The organism is Elusimicrobiota bacterium (assembly GCA_041660925.1).
GTDB lineage: Bacteria > Elusimicrobiota > Elusimicrobia > UBA1565 > UBA1565 > JBAZUV01.
On sequence record JBAZVI010000005.1, the window covers coordinates 170,459 to 191,032 of the forward strand.

A 20,574-nucleotide genomic window follows, 5' to 3' on the forward strand; every position below is an offset into this window, starting at 1 on the left:
TGAAAAAAAGAACCTTGCTTTCCCTCCTCGCCGCCGTCGCCCTCGCCGCCCTCCCGCGCAGCGCCCGCTCCCTCGAGGTCAGCCTCGAGGAGAACCGCGGCGAACGCGGCAGCATCGGCTACGTCGACCTGCACCGCGTCTTCCAGCGCTTCCCCGAGACGCACAAAGCGCGCCAGAGCTTCCAGGAGATCGTCCGGCAGGCCGAAGAGCAGGTGAACCTGCGCAAGGCGGAGCTGGTGGCGCTGCGCGCAGACCTCTCGCGGCTCATCCTCGAGCGCGAGCTGCTCCAGAAGACCCCGCTCGCGGTCCCCGCGCCCGAACCGGCGAAGCCCCCGGAGACGGTTCCGGCCGCTCCCGCGCCCCTCGAAGCCAAGCTCGCGGTGGCTGAGCCGCCCAAGCCCGAAGCCCCGAAGCCTGAGGCCACGAAGCCTGAGGCCGCGCAGCCTCCATTGCCCGACCTCAAGCTCCCCGCCAGGGAGGAGATGACGCTCCCGGGCATGAACAAGCCGCTGACCATCAACCTGCCCGGCCTCACCACCGGACCGGTGCAGATCGAGCCCCCCGTCCAGGAGGCCGCCAAGCCGGCGGAGACTCCGACGCCCGCCGAGCCCCCGACGCCCGCCGAATCCCCGAAACCCGCGGAGCCGGCCGCCGTTCCCGTCCTCCCGCCGCCTCCCCCGCAGCCCACGACCGCCGACCTCGAGGCCGCCGCACTCCGCTCGCGACAGGACCGGCTCGCCATCCTCGACGCCCAGTCCGACGCCAAGCGCAAGGAGATCGCCGCGAAGGAAGAAGAGGCCCTCAAACACCAGGAGCAGGTCGAGAAGAACCTCCTGGAGCTGGAGAGCCGGCGCTCCGAGATCCTGCTCGGCAAGATCTATACCGTCGTCCAGGAGGTCGCTCGCGAGAACGGCGTCAGCGTCGTCGTCGACAAGGGGCAGATCCTCTTCGGCCAGAAGACCGTGGACCTCACGGAGAAGGTCCTCAAGAAGTTGGAGGGCCTATGAGTCTGCGGATGACCCTGAAGGAGCTCGCCGAGCGGACCGGCTGCGTCCTGGAGGGAGACCCCGCCCATGAGGTCGGCGCCGCCGCGGGGCTCGCGGAGGCCGGCCCCTCGGACGTCTCGTTCCTGGAGAACCCCAAGTACGCCGAGCAGGTCGCCGTCACGAAGGCCGGCGCGGTGTTCCTCCACGACTCCGCCAAGGGCAAGCCCGGCCCGGCGAACCGACTCTACTGCGCGCAGCCCAAGTGGGCCTACGCCCAGTGGCTGGCGCTCATCGACAAGGAGCGCCGCCGCACGGAGCCGCCGCTCGTCTCTCCCAAGGCCGACGTGCACCGCGAGGCCGTGCTCGGAAAAGACGTCTTCGTCGGCCCGTTCGCGACGATCGGCGCCCGCACCATCATCGGCGAACGCAGCTCCATCGGCGCGCACTGCGCGATCGGCTACAACGTCCGCATCGGCAAGGACTGCGTCGTCCATCCCAACGTCGTGATCTACGACTTCTGCGAGCTCAAGGACCGCGTCGAGCTCCACTCGGGGACCGTCGTCGGCTCCGACGGCTACGGCTATTGGACCGACCCGAAGACCGGAGAGCACCGGAAGATCCCCCAGATCGGACGCGTGGTCCTCGAGGACGACGTCGAAGTCGGCTCGAACGTCTCGCTCGACCGCGCGACGACCGGGGAGACCCGCATCGGCGCCGGCACGAAGATCGACAACCTCGTCCAGGTCGGCCACAACGTGCGCATGGGCCGCAGCTGCCTGATCGTCTCCCAGGCCGGCATCGCCGGCTCGACGGCCCTCGGGAACGGCGTGGTCCTCGCCGGCCAGGCGGGCGTGGCCGGGCACCTCACGATCGGGGACGGCGTCGTCGTCACGGCGCAGACCGGCGTGATGAACGACGTCGAGCCGAAGACCATCCTGTTCGGCTCTCCGGCCCGCCCGCACCGCGAGGCGATGAAGCTGCAGGCGATCTTCTCGAAGCTGCCGGAGATGTATCAGGCTTTCAAGGAACTGCGACGCAAGGCCGAGGAGGCCCCGCGATGAACGACCGTCCCGACTGCCAGACCACCCTGCGCGAAAGCGTCACCCTGGAGGGCATCGGGCTGCACACGGGGAACTCCTCGCGCATCACCTTCCGTCCGGCCCCCCCCAACGCGGGGATCCGCTTCTTCCGCTCCGACCTTCCGGGCTCTCCGATGATCCCCGCCCGTCTGGGCTTCGTCGTCGCCACCGTGCGCGGGACCAACCTCGGCCTCGGGGACGCCAAGGTGCACACCGTCGAACACGCCCTCGCGGCCCTCACGGGCCTGGGCATCGACAACGCGGACGTCGACGTCACCGCCAACGAGCCGCCGGCCCTCGACGGCTCCGCGATGCCCTACTTCCAGGCCCTCATGAAAGCCGGCCTCCAGCGCTTCCCCGAGAACCCCAAGCGCTACCTCCACCTCCCCGGAGAAGTCGTCTACGAGGACAAGGGCTCGATCTACCGCGCCGTCCCCGCCGAGCACTTCGAGATCTCGGCGACGCTTCTCCACGACCATCCGCTCGTCCCCGAGTTCAAGATGACGGTCCGCCCGACCCCGGAGACCTTCGCCTCCGAGATCGCCTCCGCCCGAACCTTCTGCTTCGAGCATGAGATCGCCTTCCTGCGGGAGCTCGGCCTCGCCCAGGGCGGGAGCCTCGACAACGCCGTCGTCATCTGCCGCGACCGCATCATGGCCAGCGAGGGCGGCCTGCGCTTCCCCGACGAGTTCGTCCGCCACAAGGTGCTCGACCTCATCGGCGACCTGACCCTCATCGGGCGGCCGCTCTTCCGCATGCGCATCGAGGCGCTGCGGCCGGGCCACGCCCATAACATCGAGTTCGCCCGCCTCCTCAACGAGGCCGCCATGCGCATGCGCGGCCGCGTGCCGGCCGCGGGGAGACCGGCGTGAGCGGCACCGCGCGCCTCCTCGGACCCGTCGAGGTCCAGGCGCTTCTGCCCCACCGGCACCCCTTCCTGCTCGTGGACGCCGTCGAGGTCCTCGAGCCGGGGAAGAAGGCCGTCGGCCGCAAGGGCGTGACGATGAACGAACCGTTCTTCCCGGGCCATTTCCCCGGACGGCCGCTCATGCCCGGAGTCCTCATCCTCGAAGCCCTCGCCCAGACGGCCGGCGTCCTGCTCGCCGACGACGGCACCCTCGCGGGCAAGCTCGGGGTCTTCATCGGCATCGAGGAGGCGAAGTTCCGCCATCCCGTGACCCCGGGAAGCCTGCTCGAGCTGCACGTCGAAGTCCTCCGTTCGGGCTCCCGCGCCGCCAAGGTGCGCGGAGTCGCGTACATCGCCGGCGGGACCTCGGTCCTTAGCGCCAAAGGTCCGTCGCGAAAGGAGGGCGAACAGCGCGACGGACACGCCGCGCCCTTGAGCGCGTCAGGGACGGCGCGAGAGGAACACGGCCTGCGCGCCGCCGAGGCCGTCATGACGTTCGCCTTCATGGAGAAGCCATGAGAAAAACCCTTCTGTTCGGAGTGCTCCTCGCCGCGGCCGCGGGCTGCGGGAAGGAGGAGAAGAGCGTAGCGGTGGCCCCCGCCAAGGACTTCACGCTCGCCAAGCCCGTCGTCTGCATCTTCCAGGAAGGCCAGTCGCTCACCGACCACGGCGACCTGCGCTTCTTCTTCCGGCAGAAGCCGAACTCCCGGCCGATCGTCTGGCGCTTCGCGGAGCTCTTCCACGCGAACCCCGTCTGGAGCCGCGACGGCGAGTCCGGCCCCGCCGCCGCGCACGTGACCGGCGACGGGGTCACCCTCGTGATCCCCCGCGTCAACGGCATGCACGTCGTCACGCTCTGGGGCAGCGGCGCCTCGGTCTGGACCAAGCACGACGTCATCAACGGACTCGCCGGCGCCAATCAGTTCCTCGGCGTCTGCGAGAACAGCGGAGACAAGAAATGAGCGACATCCACCCTTCCGCCGTCATCCATCCCAGCGCGAAGATCGACCCCACGGCCGTCATCGGCCCCGGCGCCGTCATCGGCGAGGACGCCGTCATCGGCGCGGGGACCGTCGTCGGCGCCCACGCCGTCGTGGAGTTCGCCGCCCTGGGGAAGAACAACCGCCTCTCGCCCGGCTGCTTCGTCGGAACCCCTCCGCAGGACGTCAAATACGCCGGCGAGCGCACGCGCCTGACGATGGGCGACAACAACGTCGTGCGCGAAGCCGTAACCCTCAACCGCGCGACCCCCGCCACCGGGATGACGAGGATCGGGTCCAACTGCATGTTCATGGCCTACTCCCACGTGGCCCACGACTGCCAGATCGGCAACAACGTCATCCTCGTGAACTCGGTCGCGCTGGCCGGCCACGTCCACATCGGCGACAACGCCATCCTCGGAGGGCTCTGCGCGGTGCACCAGTTCACGCGCATCGGGCGCTTCTGCATGGCCGGCGGCGGCTCGATGATCGGCAAGGACCTCCCCCCCTTCTGCCTATGCCAGGGCGACCGCGCCCGCGTGCGCGGCCTCAACCTCGTGGGACTGCGCCGGGCCGGCTTCTCCCGCGACGCGATCACGGCCGTCAAGCGGGCCTATAAGACCCTCTTCCTCGCGGGCCTGCGCCTCGAAGAGGCTCTCGCGTCGCTCAAAGCGGAGAAGCCGGGACCCGAGGTCCTGGAGCTCCTCTCCTTCATCGAGACTCCGACCAAGCGCGGCGTCATGCGGGCCGCTTCCCGCGTCCGCGCGAGCGAGGACGAGGACGTGTCTGTTTAGCATGGGAGAACGGCTCGGCCTCATCGCCGGTTCGGGGCGCTTCCCCCTGCTCGTCGCCGAACAGGCGCGCCGTGCCGGCCTGGAGGTCGTCGCGCTGGGGCTCCCCGGCGTGACCGACCCCGCGCTCGAAGCGCTCGTCTTCCGCCTGGAGTTCTTCAAGCTCGGACAGATCGACGCTCCTGTCCGCTATCTTCGCGAGAGCGGCGTGAAGAAGGCCGTGATGGCCGGGAAGGTCCAGCATGCCTCCCTCTTCGGCGGGGTCCTGCCCGACCTGCGCGCGGTGCGTCTGCTCGCCGGCCTCAAGGACAAGCGCACCGACACCGTCCTGGGCGCGATCGCCGACGAGTTCAAGAAGGAGGGCATCGAGCTCATCTCTTCGGCCGCCTACCTCGGCCACCTGCTGCCCGAGGAAGGCGTCCTCAGCCGCCGCAAGCCCTCCGCCGAAGAGAGCGCCGACGCCCTCCTCGGCTGGAAGGCGGCGAAGGCGCTGGCGGGCTTCGACGTCGGCCAGAGCGTCGCCGTGCAGGGCGGCGCCGTCGTCGCCGTCGAGGGGATGGAGGGCACCGACGCGATGATCGCCCGCGCCGGCGAGATCGCCCGCAGCCACGGCCGAGCGCCGCGCCTGACCCTCGTGAAGGTGGCCAAGCCGAAACAGGATTTCCGCTTCGACCTGCCGGTCGTTGGACTGGACACGCTCGCCTCCCTGCGGGGAGCCGGGGCCGTCCACCTCTGCCTCGAGGCGCGCAAGACCCTCATCTTCGACCGCCCCGAGTTCCTGCGCGGAGCCGACGAGATGGGGCTGTCCATCGCCGCCGTCTCCGAGGATACCGTCGAGAAGGGAGGCCGCACATGACGAAGGACAAGACCCGCTTCGCCGTCATCGGCGCCGGACGCATCGGCGCGCATCACGCCCGCATCCTCAGCCAGCATCCGGACACGGAGCTGGTGGCCGTCTGCGACCAGAACATCTGGCGCGCCCAGCTCACCGCCTGGCGCACGGGCGCCCTCGCCTACCGCGACTACCGGCAGGTCCTCGACCAGATCGACGCCGCCGTCATCGCGGTCCCGACCACCAAGCACCACGAGATCAGCATGACGGCCATGGAGAAGGGCATCCACTGCCTCATCGAGAAACCGCTCGCGGCCACCATCGAGCAGGCCAAAGAGCTCGTGGCCTCCTCCGAGAAGAACAACGTGGTCCTCCAGGTCGGCCACGTCGAGCGCTTCAACCCCGCCGTCCTCAAAGCCATCGAGTTCGTGCGCCAGCCGCGCTACATCACCGTCGAGCGCCTCGGCCCCTACGACCCGCGCATCGCGGACGTGGGCGTCGTCCTCGACCTCATGATCCACGACCTCGACATCCTGCTCACGCTCGTCGGCTCGGAGATCGAGAACATCGAGGCCGTGGGCGCGAGCCTCTTCTCCAAGCACGAAGACATCGCCAACGTCCGCGTGCGGTTCAAGAACGGCTGCATCGCGGACGTCACCGCCAGCCGCATCTCGCTGAAGCGCTGCCGGAAGATCCGCATCTTCCAGGAGAGCAGCTACATCTCGCTCGATTACATGAACGCCTCCCTGCAGGTCTGCCGGAAGAAGGCCGACGTCATCAAGACCCTCCAGGACGTGGACGTCCATGAACCCAAACTGGCCAAGTCCGAACCCCTTCGCAACGAGATGGACCATTTCCTCGACTGCGTGCGTCACAACCGCAAGCCCTGGCCCTCCGGGGAGCACGGGATGGAGGCGTTGAAGCTCGCCCTGCAGATCACCGACGAGCTCGAGAAATACGAGCTCGCCGGACACGCCGGCTCGCGCTCGTTCTTCCCCAGCTGGGTGGGCGGTCTCGGAAAGATCGCGGAAACCGTCTCAAAACAGGTGCTCGGCTAGGATGAGGCTTCTCGTCGTCGCCGGCGACCCCTCGGGAGACCTCTACGGCTCCCTGCTCTTGCGCGCCCTGAAGACGCGCCGCTCCGACCTGCGCGTGGACGCGGTCGGCGGCGCGCTCATGCGCGCGGCGGCCGAGGAGACCGGCGGAGAGTTCCTCCATGACCTCGCGGGCATGGGACTCACCGGCTTCGTCGAGCCGCTGCGGCGCATCCCGCATCTGTTCGCGCTGCGGCGGACGCTGGCCGCGCGCATGCGCACCGAGCGCCCCGACGCGCTCGTGGTCATCGACTACTACGGCTTCAACCGCCACGTCCTCGCCGCGGGCCGCGACGCGGGCGTGAAGACCCTGTACTACGTGAGCCCCCAGGTCTGGGCCAGCCGTCCGGGCCGCATCCGCGTACTGCGCGGACTCGTCGACCGCATGATCGTCATCTTCCCCTTCGAAGAAGAGCTCTACCGCGCGCAGGGCGTGCCGGTGACCTGGGTCGGGCATCCGCTGCTGGACCTGCTCCCGGCGCCGCGCGACCCCGACGCCTCCGGCGACGGCACCCTGCGCCTGGGCCTGCTCCCCGGAAGCCGCGCCTCCGAGCTCGCGCGCCACCTCCCCGTCCTCCTGCCCGCCGCCGAGCGCGTCCTGAAGTCCTTCCCGCGCTCGGAGCTGTCGGTCTTCGCCGCGCCGCAGGCCCCCGACGCCCTCTACACGCCCCACCTCGCGGCGTTCGAGCGCCGCACGGGCCGCGCCGTCCGCCTCGTCCGCGACCGGGCCTACGCGGAGCGCGCGCGGCTCGACCTCGCGCTCTGCTCCTCCGGCACCGCCACGCTGGAGAACGCTCTCCTCGGCGTACCGATGGTCGTCGTCTACCGCCTCTCCTGGCCGACCTACGCCCTGGCCCGCGCCCTGGTCCATGTGCGCAACATCGCGATGGCCAACCTCCTCGCCGGCCGCACCCTCGTGCCCGAGCTCATCCAGCACGAGGCCACGCCGGAGCGCATCGCCGACGCCGCTCTGGACCTCCTCGCCGAACCCCGCCGCCTCGCGGCTCTGCGCCGAGAACTGGCCGCCCTGCGCGAGAAGCTCGGCGGCCCCGGCGCCACCGGCCGCGCCGCCGCCGCGGTCCTGGAGGCCGCCGTCGGCCCCGCGCCCGCGCGCGAGGAGGTCCGCGCATGAACCCCCTGCGGCGCATCCTCCCCTACCTGAAGCCCCATCGGCGCCGCTTCATCGAGGCCGGGATCGCGATGGTCATCGTCGCCGCGGCCAACGGCGCCATCGTCTACCTCATCAAATTCCTGACCGACAACGCCCTCGTCCGCAGCGACGCCCGGATGCTGAAGGCGATCGTGATCGCGGTCCCCGTCCTGATGGGGATCAAGACCGTCGCCGCGTACGCGCAGAACTATCTGATGAGCTGGATCGGCCAGCGCGGCACGCAGACGCTGCGCGAGGAGCTCTTCCGGCACCTCCACACGCTCTCGCTCGACTTCTACGCGGAGAAGAAGTCCGCCGAGGTGCTCGCGCGCGTCACCAACGACCTGGGCAACCTCCAGTCCGCGCTCCAATTCCTCCCCCTCTACCTCATCCGCGACACGCTCACGGTCATCGTGCTGACGGCCACCCTCTTCTTCCTGAACTGGCGCTTCGCCCTCATCGCGTTCTGCGCCATCCCCATCGCCTCGCTGGTCATCGGCGTGCTCGGCCGCAAGATGCGCGACGCGAGCCGCGAGAGCCAGGTCATCATGGGCCAGCTCTACCACCGCTTCCAGGAGAGCCTGCAGGGGATGCTCCTCATCAAGGCCTTCAACTACGAGGAAGGCGCCATCGCGAAGTTCCGCCTGGAGAACGACTCCTTCTTCAGCCAGATGATGCGCTACCTCCGCGCGGCCGCCCTTTCGGGGCCGCTCATGGAGTTCTTCGGGGCCCTCATCCTCTCCCCGCTCCTCTATTTCGGCGGCCGGGAGATCCTCGCCGGCCGCATGACGATCGGCGACTTCTTCGCCTTCATCACGGCCTTCTTCGCCGCCTCCGCGCCGACCAAGAACATCGCGCGCCTGAACTCCGAGCTCCAGCGCGGGCTCGCCTCGGCAGAGCGCATCTTCCAGGTGCTCGACGAGAGGCCGACCGTCGTCGAGCGCCCGGGATCCGCGCGCTTCTCCTCCCTGCGCGAAGGGCTGCGCTTCGAGGACATCGTCTTCCGCTATCCCACGCGCGAACTTCCCGCCCTGCGCGGGGTCACCATCGACGTGCGCCGCGGCGAGCGCGTCGCCCTCGTCGGGCCCTCGGGCTCGGGGAAGTCCACCCTCATCCACCTCCTCCTGCGCCTCTACGACCCCGCCTCGGGCCGCGTCCTCGTCGACGGCGTCGACCTGCGGGAGGTCGACGTGCGCTCCCTGCGCGCCCAGACCGGCTTCGTGACCCAGGAGACCATCCTCTTCAACGAGACGATCCGGCACAACGTCGCCCTCGGCCGCCCCGACGCCACGGAGGCGGAGGTCGCCGCCGCCTGCCGCGTCGCGGACGCCGATTCCTTCATCCGCGCGCTCCCCGCGGGCTACGACACGCCCCTCGGCGACCGCGGCCTCAAGCTCTCCGGCGGCCAGCGCCAGCGCCTGGCCATCGCGCGGGCGGTGCTCAAGGACCCCGCGATCCTCGTCCTGGACGAGGCGACGAGCAACCTCGATTCCACCAGCGAGCGCGAGGTCCAGGGCGCGCTCGACCGCCTGATGGACGGCCGCACCACCCTCGTCATCGCGCACCGCCTCTCGACCGTGCGCGGCGCCGACCGCATCTACGTGCTGCAGGAGGGGGCCGTCGCCGAGTGCGGCTCTCACGACGAACTCATCGCCCGCGACGGCCTCTACCGCCGCCTCTGGGAGATCCAGCGCGCGGCGCCCGAGCCTCGCTCCGCGGAGGCCGCGGCGTGAGGGAGCTCGTCCTTTTCAACGTCGGCGCCGCCGCCATGACCCTCTTCGGGGGACTCGTCCCCGCGATCCGCGGGGCGCTCTCGCGCCGGACCGTCGCGCGGATGTTCGCTCTGCGTTCGGGCCTCCTGCTCGGGATCGCGCTCGTGGGCGTGCTCCCCGAGGCGGCCCGCCTCGACGAGGCGTGGTCCGGCTGGGGCGCGCTGACCGCCTTCGTCGCGCTCTTCCTCGTCGAGAGCACCGGCGTGCCCGACGCCTGCTGCGAGTACGTCGAGGACTGCCACGCCCACCTCCTCGGCCCCTGGGCCTTCGCGGCGCTGGCCCTCCACTCCTTCCTCGACGGGGCGAACCTCTCCGCCGCCCTCGCGGCCGGAGCGGCCGTGGGGGCCGCCGGCGGCTTCGCGCTGCTCGTGCACAAGCTGGCCGACGGCTACACCGTGACCTCTCTCATGCTGGAAGGCGGCTGGCGCCGCGACACGACCCTCACGGCGCTCGCCGCCGTCACTCTCGCGACCCCGCTGGGGAGCCTCGTCGCCCACGCCGGCCTCGCGGCCATGCCCGCCGCGGGGAATGCGGCGCTCCTCGGCTTCTCCGGCGGCTCACTGCTCTACATCGGCGCCGCGGGCGCGTTCACACGCGCCCACAAGGACAAGGACCGCTGGGCGCTCGCCTCCTTCGCCGCCGGCGCCGTCTTCATGGGCCTCCTGCGGAGCGTGCGATGAACCGCGAAGAGATGAAGGCCCGCTTCCTCGAGTACTCCCCTCACATCGACGCGGCGATGCTCGAGAAGGCCTACGATTTCTCCAAGCAGGCCCACGCGCGCCAGGCGCGCGCCTCCGGCGAGGAGTATTTCGTCCACTGCGCCGCCGTCGCCCAGACCCTGCTCGAGTTCAAGCTCGACCTCCCGACCGTCTGCGCCGGGCTCCTCCACGACGTGCTCGAGGACACCCCTTCGACCGCCGCGGAGCTCAAGAAGGAGTTCGGCAACGAGGTCGTCCAGCTCGTCGAGGGCGTGACGAAGCTCGACTCCCTGCAGTTCACCTCCCACGACGAGGCCCAGGCGGCCAACTGGCGGCGGATGCTCCTGGCCACGGCGCAGGACATCCGCGTCATCATCATCAAGCTCGCCGACCGCCTCAACAACATGCGCACCCTGCAGTACCTCGCCCCGGAGCGGCGCCAGCGCATCGCCTACGAGACCGTCTCCCTCTACGCCCCGCTCGCGCAGCGGCTCGGGATGTTCGAGCTCAAGAGCGAGCTCGAGGACCTGGCCTTCAAGTTCCTCCACGCGGAGGAATACGCCGAGCTCGAGAAGCAGGTCGTGGCCCTGACGAGCAGCCGCGAGAAGTCCCTGGAGAACTTCAAAGCCGTGCTCGAGCGCAAGCTCCAGAACACCCAGCTCCCTCACCGCGTGCTGGCGCGTTCGAAGAGCCTGTGGTCGATCTACCAGAAGATGCAGCGCCAGGACAAGCCGTACGCCGAGATCCAGGACTCCCTCGGCGTGCGCATCATCACCGACTCCGTCTCCAACTGCTACGCGCTTCTCGGCATCATCCACTCCGAATTCAAGCCCGTGGCCGGCTCCTTCACGGACTACATCTCCATCCCGAAGATCAACCTCTACCAGAGTCTTCACACGACGGTCGTCAGCCCCGGCGGGGACCTCGTGGAGATCCAGCTGCGCACCGAGGAGATGCACCGCACCTCGGAGTACGGCATCGCCGCCCATTGGCGCTACAAGACCGGCGAGCAGACCGCCGACGTCCACCTGGAGGAGAAGCTCAACTGGCTGCGCCAGTGGCTGGAATGGCTGCAGGACCTCAAGAGCCCGCGCGAGTTCCTCGAGAGCCTCAAGACCGACCTCGAGCTCCACCAGGTCTTCATCTTCACCCCCGCCGGCGAGGTCAAGGCCCTGCCCGCGGGAGCCACTCCGCTCGATTTCGCCTTCGCCGTCCACACCGACATCGGGATGACCTGCGTCGGCGCCAAGGTCAACAACAAGATGGTCCAGCTGGACTACGAGATGAAGTCCGGCGACATCTGCGAGATCGTCACCCGGCGCAACTCCGAGCCGAAGAAGGACTGGCTGCGCATCGTGAAGACCGCGCGCGCTCGCTCGAAGATCCGGAGCTTCCTGCGGGAGAAGGGCATCAGCGCCTAGGAGAGTCCGTCATGACCATCACCGAGTTCCTCAAGGACCATGTCCCCTTCCTCAAAGGCCTCAGCGACGAGCAGGCCCGCCTGCTCGCGACCTCGGTCGAGCAGAAGACCTTCAAGGCGAATCAGACCGTGATCTTCAAGGGCGTGACGGTGGACGGCCTGTACGTCATCGCGACCGGCAAGGTGAGCGTGTTCATCCGCCCTGAGAAGAACAAAGAGTGGGTGCGCGTCGCGGAGCTGGGCCCCGGCGACATCTTCGGCGAGCGCTCGATCCTCGAGTTCACGACGGCGACGGCGACCATCAAGGGAGCGGCGGAGGAATCCCTGCTCTTCGTGGTCCCCCAGGCCGCCTTCCGCCAGCTTCTGGACTCCGACGCCTCCTTCAAGGAGCGCACCGTCGCCCTCATCGAGAGCCGGACGAAGAAGCCGGCTCCGGCGTCCGCGTCCACCCCCGCCCCTCAAAAATAATCAGCGGATCCCCTTCGGGGACCCGCTGTTCTGCTTAAGCGGGTGAAGAACCCGCCCCTAAAGATCAGGGGGCGGGTTCTTCACAACCGCCCGACAGGGACGGCCGCGAGGACCGCCGACTCGCGGAGGTTCCTTTCCCGCTCGGCGGCGTAGCGCTCACCGGAGACCTCGCCGTGCGCGAGGGCGTCGGCGAAGGCCTCCTCGTCATGCGGACGGTAGAGCCGGTACTCGCGCGCGGCCACCCAGCGCGCGTCGAACGCGGCCCGCCGCACCAGCAGCAGCGCGCGCTCGTCGGAATGCAGGAGCGCCCAACGCTCCGAGGGGAAATAGCTCGCGTACCACGGCCGGCGCAGGGCCGCCGTGCTCCCGTCGGCATGGACGCGCGTCCCGGGCCGCATGAACGGGAGGTTCTCGACGAGCGCCGCCTCGACGCCGCGTTCGTCCAGGAAGGCGGCCCACGCCTCCGGACTGCGCGCCGCGCGGGCGGACTCGGCGAAGAGCGGATGGAAGATGTAGCGCCCATCCTGGAAGACCTTCAGGCGGCCCTGCAGGGCGTAGCCCAGATAGCCGCCCCAGCCCCAGGGGTGATAGAAGCGGCGCCCGTGAAGCTCGGGCGTGCGGGCGATGAACGCCGCTCCCTGCGCCGGGATCAGGACGTCGGTGAAGACCGCGCGGCCGAGCTCGAGCTCGGCGCCGGAACGGAGCGTCGAGAGGACGCAGAAGGCGAGGATGAGGGCGGAGGCCGCGCGCGCGGCGCGCGCGTACAGGCCGGCGAGGCCGGAGGCGACGAGGGGCACCGCGGCGCAGGCGAGGTAGGGAGCGAAGCGCGCATGCCGCAGGGAGAGCGCCGCGAAGAGCGCCGCGAGGAGCCAGGCCGCCGGCGCGCGGCGGAAGGCGGCGGGACGCTTGAGCAGGACCGCGGCGAGCAGGAGGATGAGGAGGAACGCGGGCCAGTGCGCCGGGCGCGACGGGTCGAGAGGGCGCCATTCGACGATGAGCCGGGCGAGCGTCCCGCCGTCGGCCGCGTGCACGGCGAGCGCCGAGTAGAGCCGGACGCCGAAAGGCGTGAGCAGCGTGCCCGCAGCGCCGCACGCGAGGGCCTTCAGCCAGGAGCGCATGCGCAGATGGGCGGACCCCTCGAGGCGGAAGAGTTCCCCCAGCGCGCAGAGCGCGAGCACGGCCAGGCCCGCGGCGAAGCCCGCGTGGAGGTTCGCCCAGAGGGCGAAGAAAGCCGCGCAGGCCCAGGCGGGGGCGAGGCGGCGCGCGGCGCCGCGGCGGTACGCGTCGGCCCGCGCCAGGAGGAGCGCGAAGAAGAGCAGCGAGAAGAGCTCGACGCGCGCGTCCGAGCGCGGGACGAGGCAGGCTCCCCAGAGCCCGAGGGCGGCGGCTCCCGCCGGCGCCGAGGCCCCCTCTTCCCCGCGCAGACCGGACGCGAGGACCGCCGCCGTCATCGCCAGGAACACCGCCTTGAAGACCCAGACCGCCGCCAAGCCGCCGGCGCGATAGGGCGCGTACAGGAGGAGCTGACCCAGCCACTCGAAGTCGGTCCACCGGCTCCCGGACCTCGTGAAGCTCAGCCAGTCGGAGACGGGCAGGGCGCCGTCGGCGAGCATGCGCTGCGCGGCGGAGAAATGCCACCACAGGTCGGGGTCGCGGACGGGGAGCAGGACGCAGAGGGCGAGCACGAGGACGGCGGCCGCGGCCCAGGCCCCTTTCATCGCGGCAGCCCCTTCAGCCAGGCGCGGGCCGCGGCGGCGTCGCCCGGCTCGGCCCAGCGGGAGAAGCGTTCGACCTCGCCCGCCAGGGCGGCGCGCGTCGCGTGGCCTTCGGCGAGCATGCGGGCGGCGGCGATGAGGTCGTCGGGACGGAAGAGGGAGAACTCCCGCTCCTTGAGCCACGCGGGCCTGACGGCGGCGCGTCGGACGAACGCGCTCGCCCGGGCGTCCCAGTACACCAGCGCCCAGTCCCTCTTCGGCAGATAGAACAGGTAGAACGGCCGCCAGAGCTGGGTCTTCGTCCCGTCCTTGAGCGTGACCGGCATCGGCACGAGCTGAGAGGTGCGCTCCAGGATCACGAGCTGCGCGCCGAGGCCGTCGAGCCAGGCCCGGTACAGCTCGGGGCTGCGGTTGGCCGCGTACATCGGCGCGAGGCGCTCGTGGAAGATGTAGCGGCCGTCGACGAAGATCGGATAGTCGGGAGCGAGCCGCCAGCCGATATAGCCGCCCCAATGCCAGGGGTTGACGAGCCGCAGCCGGCCCAGCGGCGCACGCTCGGCGTCGAGGAAGCGGCCAAGCCCGACCGGCACGTAGTCCGGGAGGAAGGCGCGAGGCCGCGAGAGAGGCGGGGCGAGCTTGACGGCGAAGAAGAGCACTCCGGACGCCCATACCGCCGCGAGCGCGGGCCGCAGCCACCGCGACCCGGCGAAGCCCCCGAGCGCCGCGGCCGCGATGGGGATGGCGACCGTGACCGAATAGACGGTCATGCGCGCGTGGCCGGAAGCCGCCAGCGCGAAGAGCAGAAGGGCGGCCAGGTGCTCGAAAGGGAGAGCGCGGTCCTTGAGGAAGCGCGCGAGCGCCGCCGCGAACGAGCCCGCGAGCAGCGCCCAGAACGGCCAGAGCCAGGGCGTCTCCACCGAGCTCCCCTGCCATTCGCGGATATAGCTGCTCAGCGCTTCGCGGGCTCCGGCATGTTCCAGGAGCACGCCGTAGACCCGCGTCCCATACGGGTTCAGCAGTGCGCCGGCTGCGGCCGCGAGAAGGCAGTACCCCAGCGTCCACGAGCGCCGGCGCCGGGCGTCGCCGGCGGCATGGAGCGCGAGCAGGAGCAGGCCGTAGGGGAAGCCGGCATGCAGGTTGGCCCAGAACGCGAAGAAGGCCGCGCAGCCGAGGATCTCCGCGCGGGGTCCCCGCGAAGGCCCGCGCAGGCGCCTGCGCTCGAGCAGCAGCCAGAGCGCCAGGAAGAAGACGAGGGAGAAGCCCTCGGGACGGAGGTCGTTGGCGGTCGTCAGGCCGAGCGCCCAGAGGAAGATCCCCAGCCCGCGCGCGGCCGGCGCGGCGCCGTAGAGGCCGAGGATGGGCCAGAGCAGGGCCGCGGCGCAGGAGAGCTGGAGGAACTTGAGGACCCAGAGCCCGCGCATCCCTCCGAGGGCATGGAAGCCCTGGAAGACCAGCTGGGAGAGCCACTCGAAGTCGGCCCACGGGGCGCCGCTCATCGTCCAGGAGAGCCAGTCGACGCGGGGAACGGCGCCGTGCGCCAGCATCCAGCGCGCGGCGCTCAGATGCCAGAAGACGTCCGGGTTGGAGAGGGGAAGGCCGAAGCAGGCCGCGGCGAGCGCGGCCGATAGAGCGGCCGGCATCCAGCGTCGGAAGCCGGCCATGAGCCCGGGGAGCACCTAGGGACCCCCAGGGCTGTCTTGGAAGCCCCTATTCCGTGGCGAGTCCAAGAAGCGACGAGGGAGCATAGCGCGAGCTATGTGACCGAGGAGCGCCGCAGGAATCGTCCGGAAGAGGGGCTTCCCAAAATGAAGGGCGGGGCTGCTTTCTACCCGTCTGCAGCGTTGCTCGTCGCTCACATAGCTCACGCTATGCTCGCTCCTCGCGCCTTGCATCCGGGTCAAAACCAGCCCCGCCAAGACAGCCCTGGGGGTCCTTAGGTGCTCAGGGCTTTCTGCTCGGACGGACCGCTTTGCCGGACTTGATGCAGGTCGAGCAGACGTAGGCGGTGCGGGTCTTGCCCGCGAGGACCAACTTCTGCTTCTGGAGGTTGGGCCGGAACACCCGCTTCGTCGCCCTGTGCGAATGGCTGTAGCTGAAGCCGGAAACCGGACCCTTCTCGCAGATGGAACATCGATAGGCCATAGTAAGACTATGATAACAAATTCGGAGCGCCTAAATCTTCAGGGTCTCGGCGATGACGCAGAGGTCCCGGTCGCCCTCGCCCGCCGCGAGGGCTCGGGCCATGAGGACTTCGACCGCCTCCGTCACGGGCAAGGCGGCCCCCCGCGCCCCGGCCTCGGCCAGCATGAAGCGGACGTCCTTGAGCATGTGCTTGAGCGGGAAGGCCGGGGAGTAGTCGGGCGCGAGCAGGGCCTTCTCCTTGATGCGGAAGTAGCCGCAGTCGAGCGCGGGACTCGCCTTGAGCACGTCGAAGACCCGCGCGGGGTCCACCTGCAGCGTCCGGGCGAGCGTCACCGACTCGGTCAGAGCGGTCGTCATCTGCGCGACGATGAGGTTCATGCACAGCTTGAGCGCCGTGCCCTGCCCCGCCGCTCCGGCCCGCACGACGGCCTTCCCCATCTTCAGGAGCATCGGCTCGGCGAGCGCCAGATCGGCCTCCTCGCCCCCCGCCAGCACGATGAGCTGTGCGGCCTCCACCTGGGCCTTGCTGCCGGCGACCGGGCAATCGAGGAAGCGAGAGCCCGCGGCCCGGCAGCGCTCGGCCAGGGAGAGGGTGCAGGCGATGGAGACGGTGCTCATGTTGACGAGCAGGCGTCCGCGGGGCCCGCCGGCGAACCAGCCCGCCGGTCCGCCGAGGACCTCGTCGAGGGCCTCGGGACCCGTGACCATGGCGACCGTCGCGTCGCACTCGGCGAGGTCCCGGGGTGCGCCCGCCAGCGCGCAGCCCAGCGCCTCCAGGGGGAGCGCCTTGCGCCGGTCCCGGTTCCACACCCGGACCCGGTAGCCGGCCGCGCGCAGATGCCGCGCCATCGGCGCGCCCATGATGCCCAGCCCGATGAATCCGACGCTCTCGATCTTCTCCATAGGAGTCCCCCCCGACAAGGGTACTGAAATCCCTCCGCCCGGCGCCATGCCTGTTTGTTAGAATCCCCCTCGATGACCAGCGCGCTCGACCAGCCCGTGCAGTTCGTCAAGGGGATCGGGCCCAAGCGCGCGGCCGTCTTCGAGCGCCTGGGGATCGTCACCCTCCTGGACCTCCTCGAGCACCTTCCCCGCGCCTGGCAGGACCGCCGCCCCTCGCGCCTCGACATGCCGCCCGGGGAGGACCCCGTCGTGGCCTTCGGACGCGTCGCGCGCGTCCGCGAGATCCACGCCGGGATGCACCTCCTCATCTACAGCGCACTGCTCAAGGTGCCGGGAAACCCCGAGGACATCGAGTGCGTCTGGTTCAAGCGCCCGAGCCGCCGCTACGACGTCTTCGCGGGACTCAAGAAGGAGGTCCGCCCCGGCGCCGACCTCTGGGTGGTCGGCCGCACGGAGCCGGGCCTGCTGCGCGTGCGCAAGATCCAGGTCGAGGAGCACTATCCCGCCGAGGACCCGCGGGCCGGCCTCCACATCGACCGCCTCGTGCCGGTCTACGCGCTGACCGAGGGGCTGAGCGCCCGGCTCGTCCGCGAGACCGTCGCCGCGGCCCTCGAGGCGGCGGCCCCCGACCTGCGCGAGGTCCTCCCTCTCGCGCTCCTCGAGGAACGGGAGCTCCTCGCGCTGCCGCAGGCCGTCCCCGCCGTCCATTTCCCCCGCAGCGAAGCCGAGCTCGGCCAGGCGCGGCGGCGCCTCGCCTACGAGGAGCTCCTGCTCCTCGAGCTGGCCTGGGTCATCAAGCGCCGCCAGACCCGCGCCGTCGAGAAGGGCTTCAGCTACGAGGTGCGCCGGACCCTGCTGACCCCGATGCGCGAGAAGCTCGGCTTCGAGTTCACGCACGCCCAGAAGCGCGTCATCAACGAGATCTTCGAGGACCTGCGCGCTCCGCAGCCGATGACGCGCCTGCTGCAGGGGGACGTGGGCTCGGGGAAGACCGTCGTCGCGCTCTCGGCGCTGCTGCTGGCCGTCGAGAACGGAGGGCAGGGAGCCTTCATGGCGCCCACCGAGATCCTCGCCGAACAGCACCTCTGGACCCTGCGCCGCTTCCTCGAGGGCCTCCCCGTCCGCATCGAGCTCCTCTCCTCGAGCGTCGGCGCCCGCGAGCGCCGACGCGTCCTCGAGAAGCTCCGGGAGGGCGCCGTGGACATCGTCGTGGGCACCCATGCGCTGCTCGAGGGCGACGTAATGATCCCGAAGCTGCGCCTGGCGGTGATCGACGAGCAGCACCGCTTCGGGGTGCGCCAGCGCACGACGCTGCGCCGCAAGGGGCCGCCGCTGGACCTTCTGCTCATGACGGCGACGCCGATCCCGCGAACGCTGAGCCTCGCGCTCTACGGAGACCTCGACGTCTCGACCATCGACGAGATGCCTCCCGGACGGCGCTACGCGGTCACCCACCACGTCGCGGAGGAAGAGGCCTTCGAGGCGGTCCGCCGCGAGGTCGCGGCCGGCCGCCAGGCCTACGTGGTCTACCCCATCATCCAGGAGTCGAGCCGCCTCGACCTCAAGGCCGCCGTCGCCGAATACGAACGCCTGAAGGCGCACGCCTTCGCGGGCCTGCGCGTGGCCCTCGTGCACGGCGACATGCCGGGCAAGCGCAAGGGCGTCGTCATGGACGAGTTCGCGCGCGGCCTCTGGGACGTCCTCGTCGCCACCCCGGTCATCGAGGTCGGCGTCGACGTGTCCAACGCGACGGTCATGGTCGTCCAGAACGCCGAACGCTTCGGCCTTTCGAGCCTGCACCAGCTGCGCGGGCGCATCGGCCGCGGAACCGAGAAATCCTACTGCTTCCTCGTCGCCCAGCCGGCCACCCCCGAGGCGCGCCGCCGCATCGCGACCCTCTGCGAGACGAGCGACGGCTTCCGCATCAGCGAGGAGGACCTCAAGCTCCGCGGCCCCGGCGACGCGCTCGGCGTCGACCAGCACGGCGACCTCGCCCTGCGCGCGGCCGACCTGCTCCGCGACGCCGACCTCCTCGCGGCGGCACGCGAAGATGCCGAGCGCATGCTCGAGAAGGACCCGGAGCTGCGCGCTCCAGCGCTCGCGGCGCTGCGCCGCCGCCTGGGCCTGCGCTACGAGCAGAAGTGGCATTCTATAGATCTCGCCTGAAGTCTGCCGCGCACTAGAGGCTATTCTTCCTTAGCTCCCCTTCCTGCGGGAGGGGGTCAGGGGGAGGGGGCCCATACAGGGCAGGCCCCTGCCACCCGCATAAACATAACAAACGTCCCATAGGCCTACCTTCCTTCATAGGCCCCTCCCGCGCCCCGGGATGCCCCCGGGACCCACCCCGCCTTGGGCCGAAAAGCGGCCCGAAAATGCCCTTACGGACCCATCCGCTTCGGCCGCTCCGCCGCTATACTCTGGATATGAAAGGCCGTTGGTCTCTTTACTGGATCGTCTTCCTGTTCGCGGCGCTCTTCCTCGGTCCCACGCTCATCCTCGAGGGACCGCAGAGCCTGAAGCCCTCGGCCGACACCCTGCACGCGGCCATCGAACAGGAGCAGCTCCGGGACTCCCCGAACTCCCCTTCGCGGACGGGCTTCCCCGCTCCGTCACAGGCGGCCGCCGCGGGGAATCCCGTTTCCTCTAATTAGAGGGTTCTTCACCCTGCCGAAACAGACGCCGGGATCTCCTGCGGAGATTCCGGCTCTCGACAGGGGGGCGCCGCTCCGATATACTTGGGGACGATGATCCTCCTGCGGCTGCTCTCGCTGTTCGCGGCGGCGTCCTTCGCAGCGCCGGCGACGTTCCAGGGGCGGGTCGATTCGTTCAGCGAACTCCCCCGCGAGGAGCTCTCCTTCCTCGGCTGGTCCGACGCCTGCTCGGCCGCCATCACCCACCTGCGCTTCCCGGGGATCGGCGAGGGACTCCAGGGCGAGCCGGTCGCCTGGAGCATCGGCACGCTGACCCTGGAGCCGGGCCAGACCGTCCCCAAGCCGGCCTGGCGCTTTGATTCTCGCCGGGACTCCGCCTGGAGCCGCGAGCGCGGCCGCCAGGAGACCGAGGACCTCTCCAAGAAATTCCTCCGCAAGGGGTTCACCGAGAAGGTCCGCGACGCGGAGGTGCCGGGCCGCGCGGACCTGACGGCCCTGCTGCTCAGCACCGCTTCCCTGCGCGCCGAGGGCTCCCCCTCCTGGCCCGGGGAGAAGTTCGTGCCGTACCGGATCCAGTACCACCCGCTCCTCCAATGCGCCCTCATCATCTTCCGCGAGCGGGGGGTGGGAGAGGCGGCGGGCTACAAGCCCCTGCTCGTGCGCCTCCTCGAGCCCGGCGTCCGGCGCGAGCGCGCTCACGCCCACGCCACCCATGGGATCCTCCTCTACACCAAGGGCTCGGACCTCGAGGCGGCCGGAGTCGAGCTCGCGACCGCCGTCGAACTCGACCCCCGCCGCGCCGATGCGCGCTACCACCTCGCGCTCATCTCGGCCTCGCAGGGACGCGACGCCGAGGCGCTCAACCAGCTGCGCTCGGCCGCCCTGCTCGACCCGGGCCTGACGGAAAAGGCCCGTGAAGCCCTCGAGTTCGAGCCCCTGCGCGGCGACGCGCGCTTCCTCGACATCGTCGACAAGCCGCTCTAAGG

Annotated in this window: 20 protein-coding genes; 16 read left to right on the plus strand and 4 right to left on the minus strand. The window is 70.3% G+C overall.

The features are described 5' to 3' along the window. Window positions 1–14: 14 nt before the first annotated feature. From WC969_08795 to WC969_08855, 13 genes are read left to right on the plus strand one after another with little or no spacing between them, the layout of a single operon-like run. Window positions 15–1,007, plus strand: coding sequence for an OmpH family outer membrane protein (locus WC969_08795; protein MFA6029937.1), 993 nt, complete (start codon window positions 15–17; stop codon window positions 1,005–1,007). Further along, complete coding sequence (lpxD, locus tag WC969_08800; protein MFA6029938.1) at window positions 1,004–2,047, plus strand: UDP-3-O-(3-hydroxymyristoyl)glucosamine N-acyltransferase; 1,044 nt, start codon at window positions 1,004–1,006, stop codon at window positions 2,045–2,047. Before WC969_08795 ends, lpxD begins: the two co-directional genes overlap by 4 nt. Beyond that, window positions 2,044–2,937, plus strand: a complete 894-nt coding sequence (lpxC, locus tag WC969_08805; protein ID MFA6029939.1) for a UDP-3-O-acyl-N-acetylglucosamine deacetylase — start codon at window positions 2,044–2,046, stop codon at window positions 2,935–2,937. The genes lpxD and lpxC overlap by 4 nt, the downstream gene beginning before the upstream one ends. After that, a complete protein-coding gene (fabZ, locus tag WC969_08810; GenBank protein MFA6029940.1) occupies window positions 2,934–3,491 on the plus strand; it encodes a 3-hydroxyacyl-ACP dehydratase FabZ in 558 nt (185 codons plus the stop codon). The genes lpxC and fabZ overlap by 4 nt, the downstream gene beginning before the upstream one ends. Next, complete coding sequence (locus tag WC969_08815; GenBank protein ID MFA6029941.1) at window positions 3,488–3,934, plus strand: hypothetical protein; 447 nt, start codon at window positions 3,488–3,490, stop codon at window positions 3,932–3,934. Before fabZ ends, WC969_08815 begins: the two co-directional genes overlap by 4 nt. Continuing rightward, a complete protein-coding gene (gene lpxA / locus WC969_08820) occupies window positions 3,931–4,746 on the plus strand; it encodes an acyl-ACP--UDP-N-acetylglucosamine O-acyltransferase (protein MFA6029942.1) in 816 nt (271 codons plus the stop codon). The genes WC969_08815 and lpxA overlap by 4 nt, the downstream gene beginning before the upstream one ends. Window position 4,747: 1 nt before the next feature. Next, window positions 4,748–5,599: a UDP-2,3-diacylglucosamine diphosphatase LpxI gene (lpxI, locus tag WC969_08825; protein ID MFA6029943.1), complete on the plus strand. Its 852-nt coding sequence runs from the start codon at window positions 4,748–4,750 to the stop codon at window positions 5,597–5,599. After that, entirely contained in the window at window positions 5,596–6,633 is a 1,038-nt protein-coding gene (locus WC969_08830) for a Gfo/Idh/MocA family oxidoreductase (protein MFA6029944.1), read from the plus strand. Before lpxI ends, WC969_08830 begins: the two co-directional genes overlap by 4 nt. Window position 6,634: 1 nt before the next feature. After that, a complete protein-coding gene (lpxB, locus tag WC969_08835; protein ID MFA6029945.1) occupies window positions 6,635–7,801 on the plus strand; it encodes a lipid-A-disaccharide synthase in 1,167 nt (388 codons plus the stop codon). After that, the gene (locus tag WC969_08840) at window positions 7,798–9,552 is read left to right on the plus strand and encodes an ABC transporter ATP-binding protein (protein ID MFA6029946.1); all 1,755 of its coding nucleotides are present in this window, start codon (window positions 7,798–7,800) and stop codon (window positions 9,550–9,552) included. Before lpxB ends, WC969_08840 begins: the two co-directional genes overlap by 4 nt. Continuing rightward, window positions 9,549–10,271, plus strand: coding sequence for a hypothetical protein (locus tag WC969_08845; protein MFA6029947.1), 723 nt, complete (start codon window positions 9,549–9,551; stop codon window positions 10,269–10,271). Before WC969_08840 ends, WC969_08845 begins: the two co-directional genes overlap by 4 nt. Further along, the gene (locus WC969_08850) at window positions 10,268–11,710 is read left to right on the plus strand and encodes a RelA/SpoT family protein (GenBank protein ID MFA6029948.1); all 1,443 of its coding nucleotides are present in this window, start codon (window positions 10,268–10,270) and stop codon (window positions 11,708–11,710) included. The genes WC969_08845 and WC969_08850 overlap by 4 nt, the downstream gene beginning before the upstream one ends. An 11-nt stretch (window positions 11,711–11,721) precedes the next feature. Continuing rightward, entirely contained in the window at window positions 11,722–12,177 is a 456-nt protein-coding gene (locus tag WC969_08855) for a cyclic nucleotide-binding domain-containing protein (GenBank protein ID MFA6029949.1), read from the plus strand. A gap of 80 nt (window positions 12,178–12,257) precedes the next feature. On the opposite strand, the gene WC969_08860 is transcribed toward WC969_08855, so the two are convergent. The 4 genes from WC969_08860 to WC969_08875 all read right to left on the minus strand — a co-directional run bounded on the left by WC969_08860 (window position 12,258) and on the right by WC969_08875 (window position 16,937). After that, window positions 12,258–13,895, minus strand: coding sequence for a hypothetical protein (locus WC969_08860; GenBank protein ID MFA6029950.1), 1,638 nt, complete (start codon window positions 13,893–13,895; stop codon window positions 12,258–12,260). Next, window positions 13,892–15,568 carry a hypothetical protein gene (locus WC969_08865; protein ID MFA6029951.1) on the minus strand — a complete coding sequence of 559 codons (1,677 nt, stop codon included), beginning with the start codon at window positions 15,566–15,568 and terminating at the stop codon, window positions 13,892–13,894. Before WC969_08865 ends, WC969_08860 begins: the two co-directional genes overlap by 4 nt. Before the next feature lie 265 nt (window positions 15,569–15,833). Continuing rightward, complete coding sequence (gene rpmB, locus WC969_08870) at window positions 15,834–16,034, minus strand: 50S ribosomal protein L28 (GenBank protein ID MFA6029952.1); 201 nt, start codon at window positions 16,032–16,034, stop codon at window positions 15,834–15,836. Window positions 16,035–16,064: 30 nt separating this feature from the next. Beyond that, a complete protein-coding gene (locus tag WC969_08875; GenBank protein ID MFA6029953.1) occupies window positions 16,065–16,937 on the minus strand; it encodes an NAD(P)-dependent oxidoreductase in 873 nt (290 codons plus the stop codon). A gap of 72 nt (window positions 16,938–17,009) precedes the next feature. Between WC969_08875 and recG the strand changes: the two genes are divergently transcribed. The 3 genes from recG (at window position 17,010) to WC969_08890 (ending at window position 20,572) form a co-directional block, all read left to right on the plus strand. Next, complete coding sequence (gene recG / locus WC969_08880) at window positions 17,010–19,103, plus strand: ATP-dependent DNA helicase RecG (GenBank protein MFA6029954.1); 2,094 nt, start codon at window positions 17,010–17,012, stop codon at window positions 19,101–19,103. Window positions 19,104–19,360: 257 nt separating this feature from the next. After that, on the plus strand, window positions 19,361–19,588 hold the full coding sequence (locus WC969_08885; protein MFA6029955.1) for a hypothetical protein: 228 nt from the start codon (window positions 19,361–19,363) through the stop codon (window positions 19,586–19,588). A 93-nt stretch (window positions 19,589–19,681) separates the two neighbouring features. Further along, window positions 19,682–20,572: a hypothetical protein gene (locus tag WC969_08890; protein ID MFA6029956.1), complete on the plus strand. Its 891-nt coding sequence runs from the start codon at window positions 19,682–19,684 to the stop codon at window positions 20,570–20,572. Window positions 20,573–20,574 lie beyond the last annotated feature (2 nt).

Excerpts from the sequence above, each read along its gene's own strand:
- lpxD (MFA6029938.1), top strand. The coding sequence starts at position 1,004 with ATGAGTCTGCGGATGACCCTGAAGGAGCTCGCCGAGCGGACCGGCTGC.
- lpxC (MFA6029939.1), top strand. The coding sequence starts at position 2,044 with ATGAACGACCGTCCCGACTGCCAGACCACCCTGCGCGAAAGCGTCACC.
- WC969_08815 (MFA6029941.1), top strand. The coding sequence starts at position 3,488 with ATGAGAAAAACCCTTCTGTTCGGAGTGCTCCTCGCCGCGGCCGCGGGC.
- lpxA (MFA6029942.1), top strand. The coding sequence starts at position 3,931 with ATGAGCGACATCCACCCTTCCGCCGTCATCCATCCCAGCGCGAAGATC.
- lpxI (MFA6029943.1), top strand. The coding sequence starts at position 4,748 with ATGGGAGAACGGCTCGGCCTCATCGCCGGTTCGGGGCGCTTCCCCCTG.
- WC969_08830 (MFA6029944.1), top strand. The coding sequence starts at position 5,596 with ATGACGAAGGACAAGACCCGCTTCGCCGTCATCGGCGCCGGACGCATC.
- lpxB (MFA6029945.1), top strand. The coding sequence starts at position 6,635 with ATGAGGCTTCTCGTCGTCGCCGGCGACCCCTCGGGAGACCTCTACGGC.
- WC969_08840 (MFA6029946.1), top strand. The coding sequence starts at position 7,798 with ATGAACCCCCTGCGGCGCATCCTCCCCTACCTGAAGCCCCATCGGCGC.
- WC969_08850 (MFA6029948.1), top strand. The coding sequence starts at position 10,268 with ATGAACCGCGAAGAGATGAAGGCCCGCTTCCTCGAGTACTCCCCTCAC.
- WC969_08855 (MFA6029949.1), top strand. The coding sequence starts at position 11,722 with ATGACCATCACCGAGTTCCTCAAGGACCATGTCCCCTTCCTCAAAGGC.
- WC969_08860 (MFA6029950.1), bottom strand. The coding sequence starts at position 13,895 with ATGAAAGGGGCCTGGGCCGCGGCCGCCGTCCTCGTGCTCGCCCTCTGC.
- rpmB (MFA6029952.1), bottom strand. The coding sequence starts at position 16,034 with ATGGCCTATCGATGTTCCATCTGCGAGAAGGGTCCGGTTTCCGGCTTC.
- WC969_08875 (MFA6029953.1), bottom strand. The coding sequence starts at position 16,937 with ATGGAGAAGATCGAGAGCGTCGGATTCATCGGGCTGGGCATCATGGGC.
- recG (MFA6029954.1), top strand. The coding sequence starts at position 17,010 with ATGACCAGCGCGCTCGACCAGCCCGTGCAGTTCGTCAAGGGGATCGGG.
- WC969_08885 (MFA6029955.1), top strand. The coding sequence starts at position 19,361 with ATGAAAGGCCGTTGGTCTCTTTACTGGATCGTCTTCCTGTTCGCGGCG.
- WC969_08890 (MFA6029956.1), top strand. The coding sequence starts at position 19,682 with ATGATCCTCCTGCGGCTGCTCTCGCTGTTCGCGGCGGCGTCCTTCGCA.